General features: G+C 67.6%; 23 protein-coding genes and 2 pseudogenes. 18 read left to right on the top strand and 7 right to left on the bottom strand.

Annotated elements, in window-relative coordinates; all coding sequences use genetic code 11:
• Positions 1 to 66 precede the first annotated feature (66 nt).
• The 8 genes and pseudogenes from OG758_RS43950 to OG758_RS43980 all read left to right on the top strand — a co-directional run bounded on the left by OG758_RS43950 (position 67) and on the right by OG758_RS43980 (position 8,052).
• Positions 67 to 984: an NADP-dependent oxidoreductase gene (locus tag OG758_RS43950; RefSeq protein WP_326715021.1), complete on the top strand. Its 918-nt coding sequence runs from the start codon at positions 67 to 69 to the stop codon at positions 982 to 984.
• Between the two features lie 171 nt (positions 985 to 1,155).
• Positions 1,156 to 1,557, top strand: coding sequence for a hypothetical protein (locus OG758_RS43955; protein ID WP_326715022.1), 402 nt, complete (start codon positions 1,156 to 1,158; stop codon positions 1,555 to 1,557).
• A 296-nt stretch (positions 1,558 to 1,853) separates the two neighbouring features.
• A complete protein-coding gene (locus tag OG758_RS43960; RefSeq protein WP_326715023.1) occupies positions 1,854 to 2,510 on the top strand; it encodes a class I SAM-dependent DNA methyltransferase in 657 nt (218 codons plus the stop codon).
• A 746-nt stretch (positions 2,511 to 3,256) separates the two neighbouring features.
• Positions 3,257 to 5,056, top strand: a complete 1,800-nt coding sequence (locus OG758_RS43965) for an ATP-binding SpoIIE family protein phosphatase (protein WP_326715024.1) — start codon at positions 3,257 to 3,259, stop codon at positions 5,054 to 5,056.
• 354 nt (positions 5,057 to 5,410) lie between these two features.
• Positions 5,411 to 5,497: pseudogene (locus tag OG758_RS49215) on the top strand (TMEM175 family protein); the annotation flags it as partial.
• 25 nt (positions 5,498 to 5,522) lie between these two features.
• Positions 5,523 to 5,957 (top strand): annotated as a pseudogene (locus OG758_RS43970) (TMEM175 family protein); the annotation flags it as partial.
• A gap of 76 nt (positions 5,958 to 6,033) precedes the next feature.
• Entirely contained in the window at positions 6,034 to 7,443 is a 1,410-nt protein-coding gene (locus OG758_RS43975) for an alpha/beta hydrolase family protein (RefSeq protein WP_326715025.1), read from the top strand.
• 252 nt (positions 7,444 to 7,695) lie between these two features.
• Entirely contained in the window at positions 7,696 to 8,052 is a 357-nt protein-coding gene (locus OG758_RS43980) for a hypothetical protein (protein ID WP_326715026.1), read from the top strand.
• 159 nt (positions 8,053 to 8,211) lie between these two features.
• On the opposite strand, the gene OG758_RS43985 is transcribed toward OG758_RS43980, so the two are convergent.
• A complete protein-coding gene (locus OG758_RS43985) occupies positions 8,212 to 9,384 on the bottom strand; it encodes an epoxide hydrolase family protein (protein ID WP_326715027.1) in 1,173 nt (390 codons plus the stop codon).
• Between the two features lie 82 nt (positions 9,385 to 9,466).
• Between OG758_RS43985 and OG758_RS43990 the strand changes: the two genes are divergently transcribed.
• The 4 genes from OG758_RS43990 (at position 9,467) to OG758_RS44005 (ending at position 14,183) form a co-directional block, all read left to right on the top strand.
• Positions 9,467 to 10,042, top strand: a complete 576-nt coding sequence (locus OG758_RS43990; protein WP_326715028.1) for a CGNR zinc finger domain-containing protein — start codon at positions 9,467 to 9,469, stop codon at positions 10,040 to 10,042.
• A 535-nt stretch (positions 10,043 to 10,577) separates the two neighbouring features.
• A complete protein-coding gene (locus OG758_RS43995) occupies positions 10,578 to 11,417 on the top strand; it encodes an enoyl-CoA hydratase/isomerase family protein (RefSeq protein WP_326715029.1) in 840 nt (279 codons plus the stop codon).
• A 659-nt stretch (positions 11,418 to 12,076) separates the two neighbouring features.
• Entirely contained in the window at positions 12,077 to 12,532 is a 456-nt protein-coding gene (locus tag OG758_RS44000; RefSeq protein ID WP_326715030.1) for a VOC family protein, read from the top strand.
• A gap of 199 nt (positions 12,533 to 12,731) precedes the next feature.
• Positions 12,732 to 14,183: an amidase gene (locus tag OG758_RS44005; RefSeq protein ID WP_326715031.1), complete on the top strand. Its 1,452-nt coding sequence runs from the start codon at positions 12,732 to 12,734 to the stop codon at positions 14,181 to 14,183.
• An 870-nt stretch (positions 14,184 to 15,053) separates the two neighbouring features.
• On the opposite strand, the gene OG758_RS44010 is transcribed toward OG758_RS44005, so the two are convergent.
• A complete protein-coding gene (locus tag OG758_RS44010; RefSeq protein WP_326715032.1) occupies positions 15,054 to 15,482 on the bottom strand; it encodes a VOC family protein in 429 nt (142 codons plus the stop codon).
• A 743-nt stretch (positions 15,483 to 16,225) separates the two neighbouring features.
• Here OG758_RS44010 and OG758_RS44015 point away from each other — a divergent pair.
• The 4 genes from OG758_RS44015 (at position 16,226) to OG758_RS44030 (ending at position 19,285) form a co-directional block, all read left to right on the top strand.
• The gene (locus OG758_RS44015; RefSeq protein ID WP_326715033.1) at positions 16,226 to 16,939 is read left to right on the top strand and encodes a hypothetical protein; all 714 of its coding nucleotides are present in this window, start codon (positions 16,226 to 16,228) and stop codon (positions 16,937 to 16,939) included.
• Between the two features lie 361 nt (positions 16,940 to 17,300).
• Complete coding sequence (locus tag OG758_RS44020) at positions 17,301 to 18,344, top strand: hypothetical protein (RefSeq protein WP_326715034.1); 1,044 nt, start codon at positions 17,301 to 17,303, stop codon at positions 18,342 to 18,344.
• A 221-nt stretch (positions 18,345 to 18,565) separates the two neighbouring features.
• Positions 18,566 to 18,709 (top strand): hypothetical protein, encoded by a 144-nt coding sequence (locus tag OG758_RS44025; protein ID WP_326715035.1) that lies wholly within the window; start codon positions 18,566 to 18,568, stop codon positions 18,707 to 18,709.
• An 87-nt stretch (positions 18,710 to 18,796) separates the two neighbouring features.
• The gene (locus OG758_RS44030; protein WP_326715036.1) at positions 18,797 to 19,285 is read left to right on the top strand and encodes a DinB family protein; all 489 of its coding nucleotides are present in this window, start codon (positions 18,797 to 18,799) and stop codon (positions 19,283 to 19,285) included.
• A gap of 53 nt (positions 19,286 to 19,338) precedes the next feature.
• On the opposite strand, the gene OG758_RS44035 is transcribed toward OG758_RS44030, so the two are convergent.
• The 4 genes from OG758_RS44035 to OG758_RS44050 form a co-directional block, all read right to left on the bottom strand.
• Complete coding sequence (locus OG758_RS44035) at positions 19,339 to 20,775, bottom strand: protein kinase domain-containing protein (RefSeq protein WP_326716235.1); 1,437 nt, start codon at positions 20,773 to 20,775, stop codon at positions 19,339 to 19,341.
• A complete protein-coding gene (locus OG758_RS44040) occupies positions 20,667 to 21,131 on the bottom strand; it encodes a hypothetical protein (protein ID WP_326716304.1) in 465 nt (154 codons plus the stop codon). The genes OG758_RS44035 and OG758_RS44040 overlap by 109 nt, the downstream gene beginning before the upstream one ends.
• Before the next feature lie 898 nt (positions 21,132 to 22,029).
• Positions 22,030 to 22,251 (bottom strand): helix-turn-helix domain-containing protein, encoded by a 222-nt coding sequence (locus tag OG758_RS44045; protein WP_326715037.1) that lies wholly within the window; start codon positions 22,249 to 22,251, stop codon positions 22,030 to 22,032.
• Positions 22,251 to 22,742: a DUF2975 domain-containing protein gene (locus tag OG758_RS44050; RefSeq protein WP_326715038.1), complete on the bottom strand. Its 492-nt coding sequence runs from the start codon at positions 22,740 to 22,742 to the stop codon at positions 22,251 to 22,253. Before OG758_RS44050 ends, OG758_RS44045 begins: the two co-directional genes overlap by 1 nt.
• Positions 22,743 to 22,969: 227 nt before the next feature.
• Here OG758_RS44050 and OG758_RS44055 point away from each other — a divergent pair, with 227 nt between their 5' ends.
• On the top strand, positions 22,970 to 23,473 hold the full coding sequence (locus OG758_RS44055) for a hypothetical protein (protein WP_326715039.1): 504 nt from the start codon (positions 22,970 to 22,972) through the stop codon (positions 23,471 to 23,473).
• Positions 23,474 to 24,178: 705 nt separating this feature from the next.
• Here the strand turns inward: OG758_RS44055 and OG758_RS44060 are convergent.
• Complete coding sequence (locus OG758_RS44060; protein ID WP_326715040.1) at positions 24,179 to 24,742, bottom strand: hypothetical protein; 564 nt, start codon at positions 24,740 to 24,742, stop codon at positions 24,179 to 24,181.
• A 741-nt stretch (positions 24,743 to 25,483) separates the two neighbouring features.
• On the opposite strand from OG758_RS44060, the gene OG758_RS44065 reads away from it, so the two are divergent.
• Positions 25,484 to 26,032, top strand: coding sequence for a CGNR zinc finger domain-containing protein (locus OG758_RS44065; protein WP_326715041.1), 549 nt, complete (start codon positions 25,484 to 25,486; stop codon positions 26,030 to 26,032).
• The last annotated feature ends 4 nt before the right edge of the window (positions 26,033 to 26,036 follow it).

The following is a 26,036-nucleotide window of genomic DNA, read 5'->3' on the forward strand; positions in this document are numbered from 1 at the left end:
GTAGGCCCGCTCGGCGTACCTCGTGGTCCAGGGCCTGTCCGAACGACGAAAGGCGGTGATCACGCCATGAAGGCAGTGCGGTTCCACGAGTACGGCGAGATCGATGTGTTGAGGGTGGAGGAGGTGGAGCGCCCGACGCCCGGCCCCGGGCAGGTGCTGGTCGAGGTCCGCGCGGCCGGGATCCAGCCCGGCGAGGTGATGATCCGCAAGGGTGCGCGGCACGAACGCTGGCCGGCTGCGTTCCCCACCGGACAGGGCAGTGACCTGGCCGGCGTCGTGGTGGAGGTCGGCGCGCAGGTGCGCGGCTTCGCGGTGGGCGATGAGGTCCTGGGCTTCACACATGACAGAGCGAGCCACGCGGAGTTCGTAGTGGTCGACGACGTGAACGTGGTCTCCCGTCCGGAGGAGCTGCCCTGGGACGTGGCCGGGTCGTTGTACGTGGCCGGCACGACCGCGTACGCCACCGTTTTCGCGGTGGACCCCGGGCCGGCCGACACGGTCGTGGTGTCCGGTGCGGCGGGCGGCGTCGGGTCGCTTGCCGTACAACTCGCGCGGCGGCGCGGCGCCACGGTGATCGGGGTGGCGAGCGAGCGGAACCATGCCTGGCTGAAGGACCGTGGTGTCGTCCCGGTCGAGTACGGGGAAGGCGCGGCCGAGCGGATCCGGCAGGCCGCCGGAGGGAACGTCGACGCGTTCATCGACACGTTCGGCGACGGCTACGTGGAGCTGGCAGTGGAGTTGGGCGTGCGGCCCGAGCGGATCAACACGATCCGCGATTGGCAGGCTGCGGCCAGGGTCGGCGCGCGGACCTACGGAGAAGGCTCGGCGGCGTGCGCGGTCGTGCTCGGCGAGCTGGCCCGGCTTGCAGCGTGCGGGGAATTGGAGGTGCGGATCGCCCGTACCTACCCGCTGGAACGGGTGCGAGACGCGTTCCGCGAGCTGGAACGCGGGCACACCCACGGAAAGATCGTGCTCCTTCCGTAGCTCCCGCTGCCGAGGCGGCCATCGAGCAGCCACCCCCAAAGCATCAACGCGGTGTCCCCGCCGGCGACCAGACGACTCCTCGTCAAGTGGTGGCCGGCGGGGAAAGCCGCGCAGGTCACAACCGCAGCAAGCGCCAGGAGCGGCGAGAAGCTGCTGCTAGATTCGTCCGCCATGCGATCACGTGAGTACGACCTTGACTTCCGCGACCGGGCCAGTCGGATACGCGCCTGGGGCGTCGGCCTGTTGGCCTTGGCGGCCCTTCTGTGGACATGGTGTGCCGTGTTGCTCCTCATCCCGTACCAGGTCGATGAGGAGCCGGGCGACCGTTACCCCCAGGAGTGCGCATCACGGTTGTTGACGGAGCGCGGTACGGCCAACGAAGGCCTGCAGAACGGTGATTGGTGTCAGAACGAACGCGACTGGCCCGAGGCTCTGGCCGTACTCGGCTTGTCCGTGCCGGTGTCGGCCGCCGGCGTGGCACTGTTCACGAGCGGCAGTCTGAGCAGGCGCATGAGCGCACACGCCGAGGCCATGCGCGAACTGGACAAGATCGCGGACTCGCGGAAGGCGTAGCCTCCGCTGTCGGTAGAACCTGCGACTTGGCCTTGAGCGGAGCCTTCGCGCGACGCGGGCTCAGCGCCGGTAGCGCCCGCACTTGAGGTAGCCCGGGTAGTCCGTCGCTGAGGCGCGTTTGGCGAGGCAAATCCGCACGGTCGCGGCTCCGCCGCGTGCGTACACCAGCTAGGTGAAGGTGAATCCTTCGCCGGCACCGCATGCCGCGGTGAGGCCGGGCCAGCGCGCCGGCGGTGGGGAGGCGGCGCCGGAACTGATCTGTCACGCCGCTTGATGTCTTGGGTAGCGTTCGGTCGGTGGAGCTGGGACCGAACACAGATGACTGGCTGGCAGATACGCGGACGTCCTATGACACCGTGGCTGCGAGTTACGCAGAGCTGACACGTCACCTCTTGGACGAAACACCTGAAGAACGGGCGGTCTTGGCCCTGTTTGCCGAGCTGGTTCTCGCGCAAGGCGGCGGGCCGGTCGTGGACGTGGGGTGCGGGACGGGCAGGATCACGGGTCACCTGCGGAAGCTGGACCTGGACGCGTTCGGCATCGATCTGTCACCGGGAATGATCGATGTGGCCCGTCGTGATCAGCCCGGTGTGCGGTTCGATCTCGGCTCGATGACGGACCTCACCTTGGCTGATGCCTCGGTGACCGGTCTGGTCGCCTGGTACTCGCTGATCCACATTCCTGACGGCGAGATCAGCTCGGTTCTCACGCACTTCCGTCGAGTGCTTCGGCCCGGTGGGCCGCTCCTGCTCGGCTTCCATGTCGGCGACGAGTCGAAGTTGAAGACCGAGGGTTATGGCGGGCACCCCATGAAGGTCCATGTCCATCGCCGGCAGCATGACCAGATGATCGAGTGGCTCAGCGAAGCCGGCTTCGCCGTCGAGACGCACAAGACGCTCACCTCCGCCGAGAGCAAGCTGGGAGGGATCATCCTCGCGCGTCGTCGGCCCTGAGCCGCTCCGCCGCCGCTTCGACGACGTCTGCAGGGTCGAACGGCCCGTCGTCATACGGCCGCTTGCCGGTTCGGTGGTTGGGGCCGTGCATGATGACGAGGTGGCTGGCGTTGAGCCCTTGGGATCAGTCCGTGCGACGCGGATGCAGCGTCCGTGCGACGCGGATGCAGCGTCCGTGCGACGCGGATGCAGCCGTGTCTCGATCTCGCCGGCTGCCTCGTTGAGAACCAGCCACCCACATGAGATTGACGAACCAGGCGAGAACTCTGGACCGAGTCGGAGCACGCCGTCACCTGGCGATCGCCGAACGCCTGATCCGTGTCGGGAAGCCGGCGCATTGACCCGCACAGCCCCGAGGGGTCGGTGTGCGGGCTCGGGTGATGCTCGCGGGACCGGGGTCGGTGCACCGGACGTGGAGGACCCGCTGTGGTCGTCCCGATGGCGCAGCGGGCGCTGTCGGCCCGCCGTTCCGGGTGGGCAGCAGCAGAGGGTGATGTCCTCGACGTCTCGCCTTCTCCGGGGCTCGGATCGCATGAGAGGGCCGACTCACCGCAGCCATGACTGAACCTCAACAACGAGGTCGGAGCCAAGCCTGTCGATCTTCGTCCCGCCGGTTCGCATCCGTCAACGCGTTCGACGCGGATCGGGAGGTCGCAGGGCGCCGGGACGTGAGTGAGCAGGCGAGGTAGGGCTGATCGACGGAACATGGGGGGAGCGGGAAGGCAGAGTGCGCCGAGTAGACGGGAGTGCCGCAGGTGGGTGGCGGGCGCGAGCACGGCAATTCCGAGGAGTACGACGTCGAGATGCGCCAGGTCGCGACTCTCAACCGTTTGGCGGGCCCGACCATCGGCGGATCCGGCAAGGTGGCTGGGCGGATCCGCCACCGCGGAGCCGACCTGCTCGTGACGGGGCACGCCCTGGCCCAGGCCACATCCCTCGGGGAGGCGCTCACCCTGATCTCCCAACTGGCCGACGCCAGCCTGCCGCTGTGCGGTCAGGCGGTGTTCCGGACGGACCGTGAAGTCCTGAAGTGCGTGGGCCAGATCGGCTTCCGCGACGGCGAGGACGACGCGCTCCGACTGCCTCTCGGCACGATTCACCCGGCCGCGCAGGTGGCCCGGACCGGGCGCCCCGTCTTCCTGGCCTCCCCACAGGAGTATCGCGATCGCTTCCCGTCCGCCTGGCAGCTCGGCGGACAGAAGAGGTACGAGGCCTGGGCCTTCCTGCCCCTGACGACGTACAACCAGCTCACCGGCGTGTGGATGGCGGCCTTCGACGCCCCGGTACAGATGGCCGACGGTTTGGGCCCCTTGCTGGTGACCATGGCCCGCTTGCTCAGCCAGAGCATCGAGCAGTCGTACGACGGCCAGGCGGACCGCGCGCTCTCCCAAGGCCTGCGCAGCAGCATGAGCCGGATCGCTCCCGGTGTCGACGGCCTCACCGTCGCCGCCCGGTACGTGCCCACCGGCGGGGGTCTCATGGTCGGCGGCGACTGGTTCGACAGCATTCTTCTGCCCAGCGGGCGCCTCGGTGTGGTGATCGGTGATGTCCAGGGCCACGATGTGCGGGCCGCCGGGCTGATGTCGCAGCTGCGCACCGCCATCCACGCCTACGCCGCCGAGGGGCACGGCCCGGACGCCGTCCTGGTACGCGCGTCCCGCTTCCTGACGTCACTGGACGAAGGCCGCTTCGCCACCTGCGTCTACCTGGAGGCCGACCCCGCCACCGGCATCCTGCGCATCGCCCGGGCCGGTCACCCGCATCCCGTACTGCGCCTGCCGGACGGCACCTGTCTGCTCAAGCACGTGCGGGGCGGCCTGCCCCTCGGTCTCGACCTCGGGGAGGACGACTACCCGGTCAGCGTCCTCTCCCTGCGCGAGAACGAGATCCTCATGCTCTGCACCGACGGTCTCATCGAGTCCGGCGGCCACGACATGTACTCCGGCTGGCTCCGTGTGCGCAATGCGCTGACTCCGGGCGGTCCTGAAGACCTCGACGGCCTGGCGGACCGGCTTCTGGACGCTGTCGTGTCCCCGTCCCCCTCACAGGCGGGCGACCAGCCCGGCGCCTCCTTCACGGAGGACGACATCGCGATGCTGCTCCTGCGCCGAGATCCGTCGGATGTGCATGCGAATCGGACCGGGCGGCACCTGCGCCTCACCCTCGAACAGGATCAGGCCCAGGGACTGGCCGACGCGCGGATCGAATTCCAGGGCCTGCTCCACGACTGGGCGCGGCCCGAGCAGGTCGACACGGTCCTCCTGCTCGTCTCCGAACTCCTTGGGAACGTATTGATCCACACCGAACACGCCGCTGTCCTTCGGGCCGAGATCAGCGGCGCTGCCCAAGGCCGGCGACGGCTGCGCGTGGAGGTCACCGACCGCAGCGACGAGGTCCCGCACCGGCGCGCCCCCGGCGAACTCTCCTCCTCCGGTCGCGGCCTCGTACTCCTCGACGTGTTGGCTCACCGGTGGAACATCCGCCCTGAACCGGAGGGGAAGACGGTCTGGTTCGAAATCGATGAGGAGGGCCCGGAAGAGCCCTGACCCGCGGCCGGCCGAGCGTCTCCGCTGCTGTCTCCGTCACGTCCCTGAGCCGAACGAGCAACGCGCCCGTGGTTGCGACGGCGAGCGTGAGACGGCGTTGCCGGTTTCCGAAAATCCCCCCGCCTGCTCATGGTGCCCGTTGCTTTAGGGTTCAAGGAAGTGAGGATCGTGGGGATCCTGGGCGCGGCCGACAGAGGCTTTCAGGCGGTGCACGACGGGCGACGAGTGGACGACACGCGACACGCGCCTGCTTGGCTCCGCCCACGGAGGGCGGGTGCTACGACGGGCTCCATGAACGAAAGTGAAGGGCGGCCATTCGGCCAACCCGGGGTGGATCTTGTATCGAAGGACAGGATGCTCGCTCTCACCGACGGCGTGGTGGCCATCGCCATGACGTTGCTCGTGCTGGACATCAAGCTGCCCGGGGGACTTCACGGGGCAGAGCTGCACCAGGCGCTGGAGGAAGCTCAGTCCCCAGGCGGGCGCCTTCCTGCTGAGTGCGGTGGTGATCGCGCTGTTCTGGCGAGCCCACCACGCGGCGCTGCGGAACGCGGGGCCGATCGACTCGTACCTGTTCTGGCTCAACGTGACATTCCTGTTGCTGTTGTCGTCGATTCCTTTTCCCACCAAGGTTCTTGAGGACTACGGCGACCAGTTCCTCGGTCCGGGTTTGTACGGGGCCGTCATCGGCGCGGCCGCACTGGTGCTCTATGCGATGGAACTGCGCACCAGCCACTCCGCCGGCGCACCCTGGCGCCACGTCCCACTCCCTGCTCAAGCTGTCGTGTTTCTGCTCTCGGTGGGGATCGCACGAGTCTCGCCCGCCGTTGCGATCTACAGCTGGGCCGCCGCCGTGCCTCTCTCCATGGTGGCCGCCCGGATCGCGGCACGGGGTCGCTGACCGGATGTTCCAGTCGGGGGAACGAGCTGTGTCGTGAAGGGAAGGGCAGGCGGCGCGGGCCATACGGTCAGCTGGCATGACGCACGCATCGCAGGACGCATCCCACCTGACCCGGCGCACCGCGCTCGCCGGGCTCGTCGGTGGGACCGGGGTCGCGCTGGCTGCCGGTTGCACCTCCTCGGACAGAACCTCCGCACAAGGGGTCGCACCCAGGCCCACGGCGTCGGACACCGGCTCGTCGGTGGGTGCCACGCCCGGGGTGATGACGCTCTTCCGGGACCCGGCGTTCAACTTCAGTGGCCTCTGGGCCCTCGGCGGGGCCGGGTTCGGCGGCAGCGAGGTGGGCGAGGTGCTCACCGCGGTGAACACGATCAACAAGGCCGGCCTCTCCGCGCAGACGTACGTCGAGACCTTCAAGAAGCTCGGCGACCAGCTGATGGGGGCGCCCGAGGGCAGCAAGCCCGACCGGCAGACCAGGCGCCTGCGCGCTCTGCGGGCGGCGCAGTACTACGCCCAGGCTCTGTTCTTCGTCCTCGGCTCCGACACCCCCGAGAGCGAGGAGCAGCTGTACAGGGCCGGGCGCGGCGCCTGGGACAAGTTCTGTGAGCTGTGCGACCCGGCGCCGGTGACGGCGGACATCCCCTACGGGAAGACCCCGCTGCCGGTGTGGTTCTTCCGCCCTGACGACTCTGGCAAGCAGCGCCGCACCGTGATCCTCACGAACGGCAGCGATGGACAGAACGTCGACATGTGGGCCTACGGCGTTTCGGCAGCCCTGGAGCGTGACTGGAACGCCCTCGTGTACGACGGGCCGGGCCAGGGCCAATTGCTCTTTGTGGACCGGGTGGTTTTCACGCCGCGTTGGGAGAGGGTGGTCACGCCGCTCGTCGACTGGCTGGTCGCCCGTTCCGACGTGGACGCCGACAGGATCGCCCTGACTGGGCTGAGCATGGCGGGCAACCTGGCCCCAAGGGCCGCGGCCTTCGAGAAGCGCATCGCTGCCCTGGTGGCGATGCCCGGATGCCTGGAACCCTGGCTGGGCTTCCCTCCGGAGATTCGCAAGATCCTCACCCCGAACAAGGCGAAGACCAACAACATCTGGAACAAAGAGGTCGCCCCCGAGCTGCCTGCGGCCGCCGCCGCGACGATGGAGAAGCGCTTCGAGCCCTTCTCCATCCCGGCGATGCTCGCTGCCCGCGAGGGCAAGGTCTTCACGGACTTCTACACCCCCGCCAAAAGCATCGAGTCCCTGACCATCACGAGCGTGGTCGGCCGCATCACGATGCCCACCCTGGTCCTTGACTACGAGGACGAGCAGTTCTATCCCGGACAGCCGCGGACGATGTTCGACAAGCTGACGTCCCCCAAGGACTACGTGAAGCTCACCGCGGCCACCGGCGCGCAGCTGCACTGTTCCCCGATGGCCCCGCAGCAGCACTGCGACATCGTCTTCGACTGGCTGGATGAGACGCTGCCGGGACGCTGATAACCAGGTTCCAGCCGCTCGCCGAACGCGTGATCGGCGAGATCAGACAGACGACGGGCGTCATCCCATATGGGGAACCGAAGCGAGCAGGTCTGAGGAGCTGTTGAGCACGGGGTGGGGGTTTGAGGTATCGCCATCACCCACACCGGAACTCAAAGCGGTAATCGCGTCGGCGGGACTCGTGACGTCCGCCGTAGCAGCACTTCCATCGGCCCGGACTCGCCTCTGCGGCATGGGCTTGCGCTGCTGCCCATGAGTGGCGTCCTCTTCCATGAACTCAGCAGCGACTGCGCTGTGGGTCCTCCGGAGTTCTGGCGTCTGCCTTCCGGCGTCGACGTCATGCTTGCAGAGTGGTCGAAAGCCGGCCCGGTGGCCTATGTCGAATCCGAATACTTCGGAGGGGTGGGCGAAGAGAACAGCGCCGTGTGGCGCGATGGGTGCTTGGCTCTTGGACCCCTGCACCTTCTGGAAGGCGAGCCGGTCGCTGCCCAGGGATCACCGGTCGCGCAGGCCCTTCGTGAGCTCGGAATCCGGGCGGCGGGTTCGAGCGATGAGTTCGCCGCAGTGGGACTTGACCGGCACCGCGCCAGCGAGGACTGGATCTGCTGATAGACCAGTAGCGCCTGCGGGCCGCTCGGCAGACCACGTGCCCCGCAGGTGGGCCCGCCGACCGAGCTCGTTCACGCTTCGAGGAACTCGGTCTGGAAGCCGTCGGGCAACGCCTTGAGCCGGATCAGACGGTGATCGAGTGCCGGCGCCCAGCCGCGTTCACCGATGAGCGGCCAGCACTGCCGCGAGGCCCTCTTGCAGATCTTTGACGAAATGCTCGGGAACCTCCAGCGACGGGAAATGTCCCCCGATTTCGGGCGACCTCCATCGGACGATCTGTCGGTACCGCTCCTGTGCCCAGGGGCGCGGACACTTCTCGATGTCGCGGGGATACATAGTGATTGCTGACGGGACGTCGACCCGGAGTTCGGGATCGAGCGAGTTGTGGCTTTCGTAGTAAATGCGGGCTGCCGATGCGCCGGTCCGCGTCAGCCAATACAGGGTGACGTCGTCAAGAATGCGGTCTCTGGAGATCCTCTCGAACGGGCTGTCTTCGGTGTCTGACCACTCGGCGAACTTGTCAAGGATCCAGGCAAGAAGCCCGACCGGTGAGTCGACGAGCGAGTAGCCGATGGTCTGCGGTCGGGTCGCCTGCTGCTTCGCGTACGCCGCGCGGTGGCGCCAGAAATCGCGGGTTTCCTCGGTCCACTTGCGCTCGGCCGCAGTGAGCCCGTCCGTTGTCAACCCGGGCGGCGCCTCCGCGAACAATGTGTGGATCCCGAGAACGTAGGCCGGGAACCTGCCGCCGAGAACCGTGGTGATATTGCCTCCCCAGTCGCCGCCGTGGGCTACGAACTTGCTGTAGCCGAGCCGTCCCATCAGTTCCACCCATGCGGCCGCGATCTTTTCGGTTCCCCACCCGGTGGTGGCCGGCTTGTCGCTGTAACCGAAGCCTGGTAGCGACGGGACCACGACGTGGAACGCCGGCGCGTCTGCATCTTTCGGATCTGTCAACTCGTCTACGACGTCGATGAACTCGGCAATGCTGCCTGGCCAGCCGTGCGTCAAGATCAGAGGAGTGGCGTCTGCGCGCGCGGATCGACGGTGCAGGAAGTGGATTCCCAGATCACCAATGGTCGTACGGAACTGGCCGATCCGGTTAAGGCGCTCCTCGAACGACCGCCAGTTGTACCCGGTGCGCCAGTAGTTCACGACACCGACGAGGTCGGCGAGAGGAACGCCCTGTTTCCATCGGCGTGGATCGGGCGCGGCGCGATGGACCGTCTCAGCCTCGGGTAGTCGCGCCGCGGCCAGTCGCGCCCGCAGATCGTCGAGGTCAGCGTCAGTTGCGCGGGCTTCAAATGCTTGCACGTCGCTCGTTGGACGGGGCATGAGACCTCCTGGCCATCGTGGAACCGGCTAAGGCGGTTCTAGCAGTTCTCCGAGCCGCGCTGCAACCGCCTAAGGTGGTTCCATGCATGCTCGATTCCCTGACTTCCGCCTCGGTACCGTGCTGGCGACCAGCTTCACGGGGACTCTGTCGGAGCGTCACGGCGACGCTGTGGAGCGCATTCCCACGCCGCACCGACTCGTCGACTGGCTGGCAGTGAACGGCCTCGCCGTGGCGTCCTGCACCACGGCCCAGCTCGACCTCGCTCGGGAACTGAGGGAGTCGATTCACGCCACCGCGACAGCGGCCGCGATCCAGGACGCTCTCCCTGCGTCTGCTGTCCAAGTCATCAATGACTGCAGCGCTCAGGGTCGGGCCGCGGCTGTCCTGACGCCCGAGGGCAAGCGGCGATGGCGGCTCGGCTCGGCTTCCTGCGTGGAAGATGCCCTCAGCGTGATCGCCGCCGACGCGATCAGCATCATCGCAGGCGAACGAGACGGAAAATTGGCCTTGTGCGCATCACCAACCTGCCAAGCCGCCTTCTTCGACACCAGCCAAAGCCGCACCCGCAAATGGTGTGACATGAACACGTGCGGGAATCGTCAGAAGAAGGCGCGCTTCAATGCCAACAAGCGCAAAAACACCAGATCAGCGGAGTGATCGTTACCTCGGTACATCCAAGTGGGCCTCACACCTGCGACACATCTGTCGTGTTGGGTGCACCTCAACGGCACCGCTAAGAGCCTCGCCTTCGATGAACGTCCTCAATCTGTGTTCCCCATCGACCTGGATCCGGCACCCGGACCACTCGCCATGTCATCAGATGCTGTCGCTCCTGACGCTTGAACTCACTCAAGCATCGGGGAAGTCGCGACCCTGAAGCGGGTTCGGTGAATAGTCCGATCCGGCAAACGGCATCCCGTGGCAGCCGTTGAGGTCGCGTGCCTGACTGCTCGGAGTCGTTGCTGCGCGGGCGTCGTGCCTGGCGCGTCCGGCCGTCCTCCAGAACTGTGCGAGTGGATGATCGGGGGAAGAGTGGCAGGGGCGCCTGCGCCGGGTGGGGTTGAGGCCTCTCCCTGACCGTTGCAGCGGCTGTAAGGAGGTTGCCGCATCGGTGGTGCTGCGACTTGAGGATCACCAGCCCTGACAACCGGGATTGCCGCCGGGCCGTGATGAGCGCCGAGAGGAAGAGGACATGACCGCCTCGTACGAAACCATCAGCACCAGGTTGGACGGCAACGTCCTGTCCGCCACCTTCAACGCCCCGCCGATCAACCTCATCGGTCCCGAGCTCGTGCGCGATCTGGTGGGGCTGATCGAGAAGCTCTCCCGACCGGCGACTGCACGGGTGGTGGTCTTCGACAGTGCGGACCCCGACTTCTTCTTCCCGCACGTAGACCTGACCAAGGTGCCTGAATACACCGCTGAAGCCGCGAAAGCCGGCGGTCCGGGCGATGCCTCCCTGGGGATGCTCTTCCGCAGGCTCAGCGAGATCCCGGCTGTCACCATTGCCAAGGTGCGCGGCCGGGCACGGGGAGCGGGCAGCGAGTTCCTCCTCGCCTGCGACATGCGCTTCGCCTCCCGGGAGAACGCTGTCCTGTGCCAGCCCGAAGTCGGCATCGGCACCCCGCCCGGCGCGGGAGCGATCCAACACCTGACCCGTCTGCTTGGCCGGGGCCGAGCGCTCGAAGCCGTGTTGACGTCGGCCGACTTCGATGCCGAACTCGCCGAACGCTACGGATGGATCAACCGCGCGGTGCCCGACATCGAACTGGACGAGTTCGTGGCCGGAATTGCCGCGCGAATGGGGAACTTCCCGCGCGATGCACTGATTGCCGCCAAATCAGCTGTCAACGCCATCAGCCTGGCAAATCCTGCCGATGTTCGCGCAGATGCCGCCCTGTTCCAGCAACTTGTTCGGGGTGAGGCAGCACAGCAACGCACGGCGGAGCTTTTCAAGCAGGGCCTCCAGACTCGTGGCCGTACCGAAGTCGACCTCGCGGACGCGCTGGGCGACTTGAAGGCCGTCGACTGATGCAGATGGCGGAACCATGCATCCGACCCGTGGCCTGCATGTACCCCGATCCGGGGCTACGGCGTGGACCAGCCACTGAAGCGCCGTGTCGATCGCGGCATGCTCACGGGACCGAACCCGGTCTGTTCACCCAGGCCCGGCTGTGGCGCCCCCGCGGACGGGCCGCCAGTGTTCGTGCTCGCGGGATCGATCCCCGCCGCCCACCCTGCGGTGACTTCCGAACCGGGACGCTCCGAGTATGTGCTCCCATCTGGCGTGACCGTCGGCACGCTCACCGCCAGGCGGTGTCCATGCGGCGGGCGTTGGGCCGGGTCTGAGCATCACAGTGGTCCATCGGCGCCAGCTCGAGTGCTCCGTTGCAGCCGTGATGGAGCACCTGAGGCTTCGCACGACAGTTGGCACCCGGCGCTCGCTGAAGGGACGGGTGCCGCGGGAGGCTATGCCACCGATTGGGGTCAAGATCGGCTCGGTTACGGGTCTGTCCCAGTCGGCGGCGGCCCCGAAGAGGTGTGCAATGGTGGCGGGAACCGCTGTCCTGGCCGGTCGGCGGTATGCCCCAACGAGGTGCGGCGCACTGTGTGTGCGGCCGCGAGAATGTGTCGTTCCGGTCGGTGGCTCGGTCCTGCATGAGTGTCAGACGTGTGTGTCAGGCTCCGGGTATGGAGATGACGCTGCAACTGACGATCGACTGCACCGATGTACAGAGGCTGGTGGTGTTCTGGAGCGAGGCTCTGGGATACGTACCCGAACCTCCACCTGGCGGCCGTGCCACCTGGCGAGAGTATTGGGCAGCCACGGGGGTGCCCGAGGAGGAGCTGCCTGTCGGTGCGGGCGATACCCCGGAGTCGATCGTCGATCCCGCAGGACGAGGGCCGCGCGTGTGGTTCCAGCAGGTCCCGGTACTCAAGGCCGGAAAGAACCGGCTACACCTCGATCTGAAGGTCGGCGGCGGGCGCGACGTCCCGTTGACGATCCGCACGCAGCGAGTCACCACCACAGTGGAGAGACTGATCGACGCCGGTGCCAGCGTGCTTCGGACCGCGGATGAGCCGGACATGGGGCACTACGCCGTCGTGCTGCAGGACCCGGAAGGCAACGAGTTCTGCGTTGTCTAGTAGTCGCTCGGCCGCGCGGCTCATAGCCACTCGTCGATCGCTGCGACCAGCACGGCCGCCTTCTTGCCAGTTGTCTTCTGGGCACCTCGGGCGGGTGATTTGTTTGTGGCCGGAAGAACATCGTGAGGGCTGACGCATTCAACCCGTTGCGCGTAGCGGCATTTTATGACCTCTGAGAGTGGTCGATACGGTCGGTTTCATGGAGTGGAACTTTCGGACGGCCGAGAATCTCGTGGCCGCTTTGCGTGCTGGTGAAGTGACTTCGGCGGAACTGATTGACGAGGCGATCGCTCGTATTGAGCGGGACGACAAGGGGATCAACGCTGTCTGTGTGCGGGATTTCGACCGTGCGCGGGCGGCCGCGCACGGTGCCGACCAGGCGCGCGCTCGCGGGGAGGACCGACCGTTGCTCGGTCTTCCGGTGACGGTCAAGGAGTCCTTCAACATCGCCGGACTGCCCACGACTTGGGGTATGCCGCCGTACCGGGACTTCGTACCGGCCCAGGATGCGGTGCAGGTGTCGCGGCTCAAGGCCGCAGGAGCGGTGGTGCTCGGTAAGACCAACGTGCCTTTGGGGCTGCAAGATGTGCAGAGCTTCAACGAGATCTACGGCACCACCAATAACCCGTGGGATCACGGTCGCACGTCGGGCGGATCCTCCGGTGGCTCGGCGGCGGCCCTGGCGGCCGGTTTCGGCGTGCTGTCGATCGGCTCAGACATCGCCGGTTCGTTGCGCACTCCCGCACATTTCTGCGGCGTCTACGCGCACAAGCCCACACTCGGGCTGGCGGCCCCCCGCGGTATGGTCCTGCCGCACGCGCCGGCATTGCCGGCGGACCTTGACCTCGCCGTCGTCGGTCCGATGGCGCGCACGGCCCGCGATCTCACGCTCCTGCTCGATGTCATGGCCGGACCGGACCCGCTGACGCTCGGTGTGGCGCACGACTTGGCGCTGCCGCCCACGCGCCACGAGCGGCTGCGCGACTTCCGGGTCCTGGTCCTCGACGAGCATCCGCTCATTGCTACCGGGGCCGCTGTGCGGGCGGGCGTGAACCGGGTGGCAGACGCACTTGTCGACGGCGGGGCCCGCGTCGAGCGGCGCAGTCCGCTGCTTCCCGATCTGACCGAAGCCGCGGTGCTCTACACGCAGTTGCTGTTCTCGAGCTCTGTTGCACGTTTTCCCGTCGAAGCGTACGAGCAGCTGCGGACCCGCGCCGCCGGTCTGAGCGCGGACGACCAGAGTCTCGACGCGGCGCGGCTGCGCGGCATGGTGTTCAGCCACCACGACTGGATCGAGGCGAACAGCCATCGCGAACTTCACCGCCACGGCTGGCGGCAGCTCTTCGCCGAGTTCGACGCGGTGGTGTGTCCCATTACGCCAACTCCCGCGTTCCCGCACGACCACAACCCCGATCCGAGGGCACGGCGGATCGACATCGACGGCGTCGAGTACCCGTACTTCGACCAGCTCGTCTGGGCCGGTCTGGCCACCATGCCCGGTCTACCCGCCACCGCCATACCGGCGGGCCGGTCTCCCGAGGGTCTGCCGGTGGGAGTTCAGCTCATCGGTCCGATGTTCGAGGACCGCACCCCGCTGCAACTGGCCGAACTGCTCGAGCAGAAGATCGGGGGCTTCCAGGTTCCGAAGTAGCCGTACTGGAGAGCAATCACTGAGAGATCGTTTGTGCGGCGGATGCACAGAGCCCTGGTCGTTCTGCTGTGAGTGCCTTTGCGATTGGTGGCGCCGTCGGCCTACGCGAACTACGTCCCCAGTCATCAAAGTGCAGGGGATTCCGGACAGGCACGAACGAACATGGTGAGACGGACAATCGTCCTGCGGTCAGGCTGCATTGATGCGGGAGGCGTAGCCTTTCGCGTCGCGGCGGGTGCGGGGCTGCGCGGCATGGTGCGGGCCAGCTCCCGTAGGGCGGGACGGCGTACTTCCTGCGGGGCGATGCGTTCGATGGCCGGCAGTTCGGTCAGGCACTGGCCCCAGCGGATCCACTGGGCGTAGGCACGGGCGGTCTCCCAGTGAAGGCGTACGAAGGCGTTCCTGGGGCAGGCCGGTGACAGGGATGCCGCGGGCGGTGGCGCGGACTGCGACGGCCAGGGACTTGGCGTGCTGGGCGTGGCGACGCTAGGCGCTGGCGACCATGCGGTGGGCCTCGGCCTGAATCAGGGGGCGTCCAGGGCCGTTGCTGCGGCGACGGCCCGGTTGGCGGTGACTGCGGTGAAGTGGTCTGCTCCGGCCTTGATCTCAGGAGAAGACCGCGACCTTCTTCGTGGACACCACTTCATACAGGATTCTGGGAGCCGCGCCGAGGGCCGCCCGCCGTGAGGGCCTTTGCACAGGCGGGTGGCCTGGCTGTCGCTCTTCTCCGGGATGGGTGCTGAATGCCGCGGCGTCGCAGATACTCGCCCGGCTTCACAACCTCGCCCTCACGCGCTAACTCCCCCCCACACACCAGCTTTGAGGAAGGCCGAGGGAGACGGCTCCCCACCTTGCCGTCTCGGGGGATGCTCAGTCGAGACAGAACTCGTTGCCCTCGATGTCCTGCATGACGATGCACGAGTCGTTGTCGTCAAGCAACAGCCGCACGCGTACCGCGCCGAGGGGCACCAGGCGTGCGCACTCGGCCTCGAGTGCGGCGAGGCGCTCTTCCCCCACGAGCCCGGTGCCGACCCGCACGTCAAGATGCACCCGATTCTTGACGACCTTGCCCTCGGGAACTCGCTGAAAGAACAGTCGCGGGCCGACCCCGGAGGGATCACTGCAGGCGAACCATGAACCCTGATCCTCAGGCGGCCGCGAGCGATCGAAATCGTCCCAAGTGTCAAACCCCTTCGGCGGCGGCGATACGACGTACCCCAACACCTCGCACCAGAACCGAGCGACGCGCTCAGGTTCAGCGCAGTCGAAGGTGACTTGGAACTGCTTGATCGATGACATCGGCGCACCATAGCAGGGGGACTCTGCTGCTCGTCTCCCGGTAGACATCTCCATGTTGACGGGGATGGTCCTTGAGATCCACTGCTGTGTCGTGCGGTCGCAGAGGGCCCTCAATGTCGGCGCCTCCAAGAGGTGGCCTGTCGCGGCACGCCACGGGGTGTCAGCTCCTGCGCACCGCCCGGGAACACCCCCACCGCTGTGGGGGCACGGTGGAGGCATGATCTGGGGGTGGTCTCCTGGCCGAGGAGTTTCGCCTTCTGCGCCTCGAACTCTGGGAAGCCGAGGTCGATCGTCGTATCGCCGTCGGTAGCCTGTCGAGGAGAGCGTGCAAACGGTCCCCGTCGAGAGCGGCCGGCTCGCATGCCCGGACGACCAGAGACGGCGTCCAGTCCAGCTCCAGGATGTCGGCCAGCGGCGGATGCCAGAGTGGATCTCCGTTCGAGACCGCCGGTGGTGTCGGCAAGGGTGTCTTGCAGCGATCTGCCGGCTGACTGGCCGCAGGCGGCAGGCGGCAGGCGGCAGGCGGCGAGATGGTCCGCCGGGACGCGGGCGAGCTGCTGGGTGACGGCCATGACGATTGAGGTCCCAACGCCGTCCACTGGATTTCGGGTGAGGAACCCATGCGGGCGGGTCACGCAATACCCCCACGGGCCGGCTGGCCGCCGGGACTTCGGAGGCTGTTGTCCGGCGCGCGGCGATAAACCGTTCGCCGGTCCGGGCCGGACGCGTCATGATCAGCACTCGTGACTACGCCGAAGCAGCTCCTGGTCCTGGCCGCCGCCCGCAACAACGCCGAGTGGTGCGCGGCGATGGGCCGATCGCACGGCTCGGCCGGCGAGTTCGGACCCCAAGCATGGGCCGCTCCGGCTCGTACGCCGCTCTACTACCCCGACGCGGTGACGCTGGTGCCGAGGGCTGACCGGGCCCCGCTGGTGGCCCGGATCGACACGGTGACACCGGGCGCCTCCGTCAAGGACAGCTTCGCCGACCTCGACTTGACGGAGGCCGGCTTTGAGGTGCTGTTCGAGGCGCAGTGGATACACCGCCCAGCGAGTGCGCCCGCCCTCACTTCGGATCTTGACTGGTACGTGGTGGGCTCGCCGGACAGGCTGCGCGCGTGGGCCCTCGCCTGGGACGACGGAGAGGGCAACGCGGACCTCTTCCGGCCCGAACTGCTCGACGACCCCGCTGTCTTCGTGCTCGCCGGGCAGTCCACCGGCGGCCGAGTGGTCGCCGGGGCGGTGGCCAGCCGCAGCGGCCACGTGGTCGGAATCTCCAATGTCTTCGCGCTGGACGGCGGCCCTGACAGAGCCTGGCCGGTCGTGCTGGGCGCGGTGCATCGGCTGTTCCCCACCCTCCCAGTGGTCGGCTACGAGCAGGGCGACGACCTGGTGGCCGCCGTCCGCCATGGCTTCGAACCCGTGGGTCCGCTGCGGATCTGGCTGCACGCCTCCTAGACAGACCGGCTCCGGTACCGTCCGCGCCCCCTCCTTTCGCCACCCCCGTGGGGATGTGTGACCGCGCGGGTGGGGAATTTGCCTGGCTCCATGGCTTCCGACGTGCGCGCATCCGCCGAGAACGCAGGGCTCACATTCATGATGCCCTCGTGCAACTTGCGTGCCGGCTTGTCACATATCGCCGAGCGCTGTTTTTGACCCGCCCATCATGCGAAACGGTCTGAGGAGGGCGGAGGTGTCGGCGCGCAGGCAGCGATCGGATTCACACGGCTGATCACCATCCGGGCTTGACTGTGACGCCGCTGGAGACTTGACGATCGCTCCGTAAGTGACACGTGGATTCTTATCGGAGGCGCAAGGCATGCGAGGCAAAGGCATCCACTACGACACCGGCACCTTTCCCAACGGCGATACCTCCCGCCCGCTCTTCGACGCCGATGCCGTCGCGCGGGACATGCAGGTCATCGCCGAGGACCTGCACTGCACCGCGATCCGCATCACGGGCGGCGACCTGGACCGGATCGAGACCACCGCCCGGCATGCGGCGGATGTCGGGCTGGAGGTCTGGTTCTCGCCGTTTCCCTGCGAGATGACCGACGAACAGATGCTGCCGTATTTCGCCGACTGCGCAGAGCGAGCCGAACGACTGCGTCACGACGGCGCCGAGGTCGTCCTCGTGACCGGCTGCGAACTGAGCCTGTTCGCCCGCGGGTACCTGCCCGGCGACACCTTCAACGACCGCATCCCGGTCCTGGCCGGCCCCGGCCGCGCAGCCGCACTCCGGCCCATCCCCGACAAGGTCAACGCCTTCCTCGGGGACGTCGTCCGCACTGTCCGCCCCCTCTTCGCGGGCCCGGTCAGCTACGCCTCGTGCCCTTTGGACGGCGTGGACTGGAGCCCCTTCGACATCATCGGTCTGGATGCCTTCCGGGGCCTTCGCAACGCCGCCACCTACCGGGACGACCTGCGCAAGGAGTTCGCCCAGGGCAAGCCGGTCGCCATCATAGAGGTCGGCTGCTGCACCTTCCGAGGGGCGGGCGACTACGGCGGCTCGGGCTGGTACATGGCCATGGAGCCGGACGGTGTCACCCCCAAGCCGGACCTGGTGCGCGACGAGAACGAGCAGGTCCGCTATCTCGACGACCTCATGCCCGTCTTCGAAGAGGAAGGCGTCGACTCCGTCTTCTGGTTCAGCTTCGCCGGCTACGGCACCCCCCACCGTATGTCCGGACCGGACCCCGACCTCGCTTCCTACGGCATCGTCAAGATCCTCGACGAGCACAGCGACTACCCCGCGGACGCGCGTACCTACCCGGACATGCCCTGGGAACCCAAGGAGGCCTTCCACGCCCTCGCCAACCGCTACCAGGCCCTCAAGCAGCAAGGAGTCTCCGACCAGCAGTAACAGCTGCTACCGGGATTCATTCGCAGTGCACCGCCTTCAGATCGGGGGTGAAGCGGATCCTGCGATAGCGACGCGGAGCGTCGCGGTGACGTGCCCGGGGAGCAGGCGGAGGTCGAGGGCATGGAGTTGACCGACGTACGTCCAATCCCGCCGGGGCGGGTGGCAAGGGCGCCGGCCCACCGAAGACCTTTGCAGCCGGAGTGAGATCTTGCTCTGTCTCTTTGTCGGTCCGCCCGCGACGCCACGCGGTCGAGTGCGGGATCAGCCGCCTCAAGAGACACCGCGCAGGCGCCACGCGCTACGACAAGCTAGCCGTCCGCCACGAGGCGACCATCCTCGTCGCTGCCATCAACGAGTGGCTGTGACCCTGGGCCTTCACGCGGCGGGATCCACGTTTCACGCCGCAGGCAGATCGCTGCCGCGTTGTCAGTGGCTACTGGCACCATGCGTGCATGAACTCAGATGGCAAGGAGAAGAAGATTCTGTCGGCGTTCCTCGCGGCGCAGCGAGCCAGCGTGCTGGCCATTGTCGACGGGCTCGACACGCAGGCACTGACCACGTCGGTCCTGCCCTCCGGCTGGACGCCCCTCGGGCTCATAGAACATCTCGGGCACGCTGAGAGGCACTGGTTCCAGGAGGTCGTCACCGGAGCGGCCGAGCCGATGGCATGGCCTGATGGCCATGCCCCGCTGACGACACCGCGAGCGCCGGAGGTGGTTTTCGCCTTCTACGACGACCAGTGTCGCCGTTCCGATGCCGTGATTGCCTGCACGCCGTTGTCGGCACCCCCGCGGGGTCGTCACCCCGATCCCCTGGGGGACGAACTCACCGACCTGCGCGGGATCATCATGCATGTGATTGAAGAGACCGCGCGTCACGCTGGCCATCTGGACATCGTCCGCGAACTCCTTGACGGGCGAACAGGACTTGGACCTCGCTAGTGCACCTGTTCCGTAGCCCCGACCGGTGCCCAGCCTCCACTTCGCAACAGGCCCTAGTAGGGCACCGTGGTGCACCAGGTCTCCGCCCAGGCAGAGGCTCCGTATTTGTTGGCCGCGCGTACCGAAACGCAGATCTCGTCACCGGAGTAAGGCCCAGTGATCGTGTAGCTGGTGTTGCCGGTCGAATGGATGGTGTCGACGTTCTTGTCTGTGTACTGGCCGCCCTTGTTCGTGTAGTGGATGTCGTAGCGGGTCGCTCGGGAGATCGCCGACCAGCTCACGAGAACCGGCATGGAGCATGCGCCGAAGCAGGAATTCGTGTACTTGACGCTGTAGCTCTTCAAAGCGGGCGGCGGGGAGCCGGTGGACGAGCCGCCGGCGCCGGACGAACCTCCGCCGCCCGAGGCCGAAGATCCGGACCCACTACTGGTGGCGCCGCTGTCGGAGCCGCCGTTTGTGTCGGAGCCGCCGGCGCCGCTGGACGACGTGGAACTCCCGCTGCTCTCCTTGGGTTTCGCCGCGCTCCGCTCGCCCTTGTCGCCGTGCTGCTCCTTGCTGTCATTCCCCTCCTTCCCCTTCCCGGAAGGTGAACGGCTCGCCTCGCTCGGCGCCTTGCTCCCGGCAGGAGTGGCGCTCGCGCCGTTCTGGGGCGACTTGGCATGTGTTCCGTCCCCGCCACCACCAAAGGACGGGAGCAGGGCAACCGCACCGCCGCCGACGGCGATGACGGCGATGATGGGCAGGACAATCAGCGTGCGGCGCCGACGGGCCGGCCGCCGTTCGGGTTTCGGCGTCGTGGAACCACCCGCCGGGGGGACGGCTTCCGGCGGTCCGGGCTGCGGCCGCAGCCCGACGGTCGACCGGTCCACGGGCTCCGCCCGGTGAGGCGCCGCCTCGGCGTCGAGCAGCCGCGCGGACTGCTGTGCGATGTGCGCGACGACATCGGCGGGCAGCAGGGTGTTCTTGGCCGCGACCGTCTTGACCAGTTCAGGGTCCGCCAACAGCGTGTCCACGTCCGGCCGTTGCCCGGCGTCTTTGGTCAGGCACTGCGAGATGAGCGCCCGCAGCGCGGGGTCGTCGACCCCGTCCAGGTCGGGCTCGTCCTGCACGATCTGGAACATGACTGCGTGCTGATTGCTGGCCTCGTGCCCGAAAGGCAGCCGCCCCGTGGCCGCGTACATAAGCACGCTCCCCAGGGTGAACACATCGCTCTTCGGCCCCACGCGCTGCGCCTGGATCTGCTCCGGCGACATGAAGCCGGGCGAGCCCACGGCCATCCCTGTACTGGTCAGCGGCGCCTCTGCGGATGTCTCCAGGGCCCGCGCGATGCCGAAGTCGATGACCTTCGTCCCGTCCATGGTCAGCATCACGTTGGACGGCTTCAGATCGCGGTGCACGATCCCCGCGTCGTGGATGTCCTGCAGAGCGCGCAGCAGCCCGTCCGCGACGGCGCGCACGGACGCAGTGGGCAACGGTCCGTGCCGGCGCACGACCTGGTCGAGGGAGAGCCCGGGAACATACCCGGCGGCGAGACCCACGGCGGCTCGTCGTCGGGACCTGAGTCCAGGACGGGAGCGGTGTAGCGCTCCCCGACGCGCTGCGCCGCGTCGATCTCCCGCCGGAACCGTGCGCGAAACCGCTCGTCGGACACATGCTCTTCGTGCACCACTTTCACGGCGACGGTGCGCCCGCTCTCGGAACGGGCAAGGAAGACCCGCCCCATGCCACCCGCACCGAGCCGACCGAGCAGGAGATACGGCCCGATACGCACCGGGTCGAAGGCCGCGAGGGGTTTGATGCCCCCCTCGGCGGAGTCGTCCTGCTCGTCCCTGTTGGTGCTGCTCATTGCGATCCGGCTCCCAGCTCTTGCGCCTGGCAATGGTGTAACTCAGGTGAGAATAAAGGTTGTTGATGCACCTGGTGCAGGCGAGGACGCGCTGTGCGACCGGCGCGGTTCTGGCTCGCGCGAACGATGCGTGGTGTTGACGCCCGTACAGGGTGGTGGACGTGGGGAATCGTGGACGCGCAACGGTGAAGTTCCGGCTGAGACCGCCAACCTCAAGGAAACGGTGAGACGGGCGTCTGACTGAGTGGCATCGCCACCGGACGCTCCGGACGTCACGGGACGCAGGCGCGGGCGCGGGTGCGTTGACCGGTTCTCAGGCGTTCTGCGGCTGGTGCTCTGAACGGGGCAGGCGGCGGGCTGAGCTGCGGATGGTGCTCTGAACGGCACAGGCGGCGGGCTGCACTGCGGATCGCGAGGATCGGGCGCCTCGGCCTGTCGCTCCAGCAGGCCCGGGATCTCCACGGGCACGGCTCCGGGATGCTCGTGGAGATGGTCAGAGGCAGGCGGGATCAGAGCTGATGCGTCGGCAGGCACGGTCTTCCAGTCGGACCACAGGGCGTCGAGAACCCCAAGATCCTGGAAGTCCGTGCCTGTCACGTTCTCAGAACCGCGGCGAACTCACAGATCATCATGAATCAGGTGTCGAGCGGCTACGGCGAACCCCTGGTCGCCCGGCCAACGACGAGCCCCCGTCCTTCCGCGCCGGAAGGACGGGGTTTGCGGTGGGGTGTTCGCAGGTCGCGATCGCCGACCAGGACGGTGCGGTGCAGGTCGACCGGTATCCACTCAACGGGGCCGGGGCGGTGCTGCGAGTGATCGGCGATCTACGTCCATGCGGCCCACGTGCCGTGTCACCGGCCGGTGGCACCAGGCGTTTCCACGCCCGCCCGGGGGCGCGTCATCCGCCCGCGGTGTCCTCGGTCTCCCAGCGCAGCAGGTCGCCCGGTTGGCACTTGAGCACCTCGCACAGCGCGGCGAGCGTCGCGAAGCGCACTGCTTTGGCGCGGCCGTTCTTGAGTACCGCCAGGTTGGCGGGCGTGATCCCTACGCGGTCCGCGAGCTCGCCCACGGACATCTTGCGCTTGGCCAGCATCACGTCGATGTCGACGGCGATCGGCATCAGATGACCTCGTCCAGCTCGGCCTGCATCTGCGCGGCTTCGACGTCGCGCGCGACGGCCTGGGCGAGGAGCATCCGCAGCACGAGCACGATGAGCGCGACTCCCAGGATGGCCAGGCCGATCCCGCCCATGATGACGGTGACGCCCGGGTCGTCCCGCTGGCCCGGCGCATTGACGGCCGTGACCGCGAACCACATCAGGGAAGCCGCCACGATCGCGCCGATCACTCCGTCCACATACCGGAAGGCGGCAGGGGAGAATACGGTCCCGCGTCGGACCATCGCCACCAGTCGCCACACACAGACCAGGGCGACCTGGACCGACACCATGCCCAGGATCGTGATCACGCGCAGCGCGGTCAGCGGCAGCGACCCGTCCTCCGGGTCGCTCCCGCTGACCAACACCCACACCATCCCTGCCTGTACGAACACGGTGCCGACCAGCACCACCGCGAGCACGGCGCGCAACGCGCGCACGGTTAGCTTCCCCACGATCCATCCTTCCATCGAGTTGCAATGGAAATCTATCGAGTTTCGATAGATGAAGCAAGGGTCGGGGCGAAGAGCGGGCGCCGGCCCGATGTCGTCGTGTGGCGGTTGTCGCCATGGCGGTGACGATCTTGGGACATTCCCGGAGGGCGCGAGGGGGCATTGGTTACAGCGACCATGGTTCCGTAGGAGAGCACCCGCGGGGCCATCGAGCTAGGCAAGGATTGCTCATGCGTACCAACCACAAGACCGCTGTCACCCTCGTCGCCGTGCTGCTTGCGGCGGCGGCACCCGCGGTTGCGCAGGCTTCCCCCGCGGCCGAGAGCGGCACCGCTCCTTCCGCGTGCCGTCCCGCCAACCACACCGCGAAGATCACCGAGGCGCCCGCCAGCGCGGGGCACCACCACTACCGCGTCACCCTGAGGGCACCGCACGGGTACGATCCCTGCGAACTTGCCGGTTCGCCGAGCGACGTGTGGTTCTCCGAGCACGGCTCGCAGACCCGGATCACTCCCGGCCATTACGGTGACCAGCGCGCCGTGGTGACTTTCGGTCCCGGCCACCCGGTGCACTTCGACATCCAGGTCCCCAACGACGCCCGCCAGGTCTCCGCGGACGAGGCGTCCTTCACGCTCCAGGCCCCGGACGGGCAGATCCCCGGTACGTCTTTCGCCGAGGGCGGGCTGAAGGTCGCCACCGGCACCCTGATCGGACCGGTGCAGCCAGGGGCCTGACCGTCCCTGGCTGCACTCCGAGCGTCACACCGGCGGCAGGGGACCTGACTGCGGCACATCGGCTCCGTCTCCGTCCGGCTCTCGCCGCGGGCGAACTGCATTGCAGGTGCGTGGAACGGTCATCGTGGCCGTTCCACGAACGCTCCGCATGCGTCGTAGCTCGGATGCCATGGCTTGGCCTGCGGTCTCGGAGTTCGGCATTCAGCGCTCACGGATGGCCCGCCGCAGGGTGATCAATCGCGGAGCCCGATCGCTGACCGGTGTGCCACCGAGGGAGCGCTGTCGCGGTAGGACGCGGCGGAGCGGCTGGGGCACCCGGCGGCGCTCCGCGAGGCTGCGATCTCTTATGCCCGTACGGCCTCGTGCGGGCCCCGGCGCCGCCTGTGCCGTGCAGAGTGGGGCCGACGCTTTGACGGTCGACGGTAGCGACGGCATCGCTGGGTTCGACATCCGCGCGACCACCTCCCAGGACGACGTCACCGTCCGCAGTCTTGAGCGTTACCGCGTCAGGGCGGAGGTGAGTGTGCAAGGGGGGAGCCATACCTGGCGATGGGCAAGTGTCCCGTCGGGATATCTCGACCTGCACGTCGACTTCGACTTCGGCCCCGCCTCAGCGAGTGGTCGGACGACGCAGCGTGGTCGGCGCCTTGGCGGCACCCACCGTGTTCGAGGGAGGGAACGGCGAATCTGTCCGGGCCGTCGCGTCTACTGCGCGTCCGACTTCACGAGCGCGTACGTCACTGAATGCTTCTGCCTGTGCCGCCGGATACGGCCCTTGGCGACGAGAGCCTCCAGGGTGTTGCGGACCACCTGCGAGGTCGGTGTCCGGTCCGGGTGCTTCTCCAGCAGTTCGTCGCGGAGTTCCTTCGCCGGACGGGGCTCGTCGGACGCTGCGAGCAACTCCGTCAGGAGCTCTCCGAGCAGGGGCCGGCGTTGCTTCCCCTGGGCGTCTGCCGTGCCGGAGCTCTTGGCCGACCGCGTCGCGGCAGGGCGACGGGCCTTGCCGGCAGTAGTGGTCGCGGGTTTGCCGGAGAAGCGCCCGCGCGTGAACGTGGCCTCGTCCTGGGCTCGTTCGGTCACCGGTGGTGCCTCCGCGGGGTCGTGGAGCCGCTCCGTGAGGCTCAGGATGTCGGTCAGGAGCGTTTCCTCCTGCTTCAACATTTTGAGCTTCTCGGACAGTTCTTGTTGCCGGCGACGGTTCTCCTTCAGGTCCGATGTGGCTTGCTGGACGTACCGCAACCGGAGCGTCTCGGCTGATTGGTCGGGCACAACCAGTTCACTCTCCCTTGGGTTGAAATGGGTGACACACATGGTACCCAGGGCGGTGACGCCTGCCGGAGCCTGCGAGGGGCTGCCTTCCCTGCTGGCCTGGGCGTGTGCCCCTCGTCTGAACACATTTCGTGTGCGGCGAGAAATGTCGACGTCGGCTCAGTGGCTATGTGTCTGTCTCTGGTTGCCGTGCGCTGATCTGTGCACTGAAAAGGGCGCGGTGTTGGCGCTCCCCTCGGCTCCGTCGGGCTCGACCGGAAGCCGCGTGCACGATGGAGACGCACACGTGTGACCTGACGTCCGGCTCCCGTGCCTGCCCAATATATGGCGTATGAGTTCCGCCGCCCATGCCACGGCAGGCGACCGGGTCCGGCGTCCGTCCGGCCGGGAAGTCGTGGGAGCCCCCGTACGATGATTCGCCGTCCCGGCACCATGACATCCACAGGGGGCGACGATTGCCTCATCCCGACTCGCTGTTGCTCGGACTGTCGTAGGAGCGTCGTGCGGCCCTCGTCCGCATCCACCCGCGCAAAGGGGCCATCCACGTGACTGTCGGCACACCCGCGTTGCGTCGACAAGTACAGTCAAGTCCCTTTGGCGCGACGCGCTGCGAAGAGGGCACGCGGCTTTGGCGCGAGGCGTGCGAGGCGTGCGAGGCGTGCGAGGCGTGCGAGGCGCCCGAGAATCGAGGGGGCCGGCTTGGGCATTGCACATTCGCCAGTCACCGGTCAATATGGTGACGTGAACCATGCATTCCCCTGTGGGACGCTCCCACTCGACTTCGTCGGCACTCTGCGTGCGCGTCGCAATGCCGCACCGGCAGAGAAGCTTGCCACGCCCGGCTTGCTCGACGACTGGTTCGTCGAGTCCAAGATGCTCGATGCGCCTCCGGGGGCGGACGAGGTCGACCTGGAGACCGCGATCGACCTGCGGGAGGTGATCTACTCGCTGGTGGCGGCGCGCCTCGCGGCCGAGCCCCTGCCCGCCGCCGATGTTGCCGAGCTGAACCGGCACGCCGCTGGCCTGCCGGTGAAGGCGCAGCTCGGGCCGGACGGAGTGATGCACACGGGGTCCGTCTCCCAGGGCCTCGCGGCCGTCGCTCGCGAGGCGGTCGAGATCCTCGGCGGCGACGAAGGCGCGCTGTTGCGCGAGTGCGCCCGCCCCGAGTGCACCCAGGTCTACCTCGATCGTTCGCGCGGCTATCGGCGCGAGTGGTGCGCCATGCGGACCTGCGGCAACCGGGTCAAGGCCGCCGCCTACCGGGCGCGCCAGAGCGGCGCCACGGTCTGACGGC

Source organism: Streptomyces sp. NBC_01474 (genome assembly GCF_035918215.1).
GTDB lineage: Bacteria > Actinomycetota > Actinomycetes > Streptomycetales > Streptomycetaceae > Streptomyces > Streptomyces aureus.

Coding starts and splice junctions, on each gene's coding strand:
- OG758_RS43950 (WP_326715021.1), top strand. CDS start 67: ATGAAGGCAGTGCGGTTCCACGAGTACGGCGAGATCGATGTGTTGAGG.
- OG758_RS43955 (WP_326715022.1), top strand. CDS start 1,156: ATGCGATCACGTGAGTACGACCTTGACTTCCGCGACCGGGCCAGTCGG.
- OG758_RS43975 (WP_326715025.1), top strand. CDS start 6,034: ATGACGCACGCATCGCAGGACGCATCCCACCTGACCCGGCGCACCGCG.
- OG758_RS43980 (WP_326715026.1), top strand. CDS start 7,696: ATGAGTGGCGTCCTCTTCCATGAACTCAGCAGCGACTGCGCTGTGGGT.
- OG758_RS43985 (WP_326715027.1), bottom strand. CDS start 9,384: ATGCCCCGTCCAACGAGCGACGTGCAAGCATTTGAAGCCCGCGCAACT.
- OG758_RS43990 (WP_326715028.1), top strand. CDS start 9,467: ATGCATGCTCGATTCCCTGACTTCCGCCTCGGTACCGTGCTGGCGACC.
- OG758_RS43995 (WP_326715029.1), top strand. CDS start 10,578: ATGACCGCCTCGTACGAAACCATCAGCACCAGGTTGGACGGCAACGTC.
- OG758_RS44000 (WP_326715030.1), top strand. CDS start 12,077: ATGGAGATGACGCTGCAACTGACGATCGACTGCACCGATGTACAGAGG.
- OG758_RS44005 (WP_326715031.1), top strand. CDS start 12,732: ATGGAGTGGAACTTTCGGACGGCCGAGAATCTCGTGGCCGCTTTGCGT.
- OG758_RS44010 (WP_326715032.1), bottom strand. CDS start 15,482: ATGTCATCGATCAAGCAGTTCCAAGTCACCTTCGACTGCGCTGAACCT.
- OG758_RS44020 (WP_326715034.1), top strand. CDS start 17,301: ATGCGAGGCAAAGGCATCCACTACGACACCGGCACCTTTCCCAACGGC.
- OG758_RS44030 (WP_326715036.1), top strand. CDS start 18,797: ATGAACTCAGATGGCAAGGAGAAGAAGATTCTGTCGGCGTTCCTCGCG.
- OG758_RS44040 (WP_326716304.1), bottom strand. CDS start 21,131: ATGAGCAGCACCAACAGGGACGAGCAGGACGACTCCGCCGAGGGGGGC.
- OG758_RS44045 (WP_326715037.1), bottom strand. CDS start 22,251: ATGCCGATCGCCGTCGACATCGACGTGATGCTGGCCAAGCGCAAGATG.
- OG758_RS44055 (WP_326715039.1), top strand. CDS start 22,970: ATGCGTACCAACCACAAGACCGCTGTCACCCTCGTCGCCGTGCTGCTT.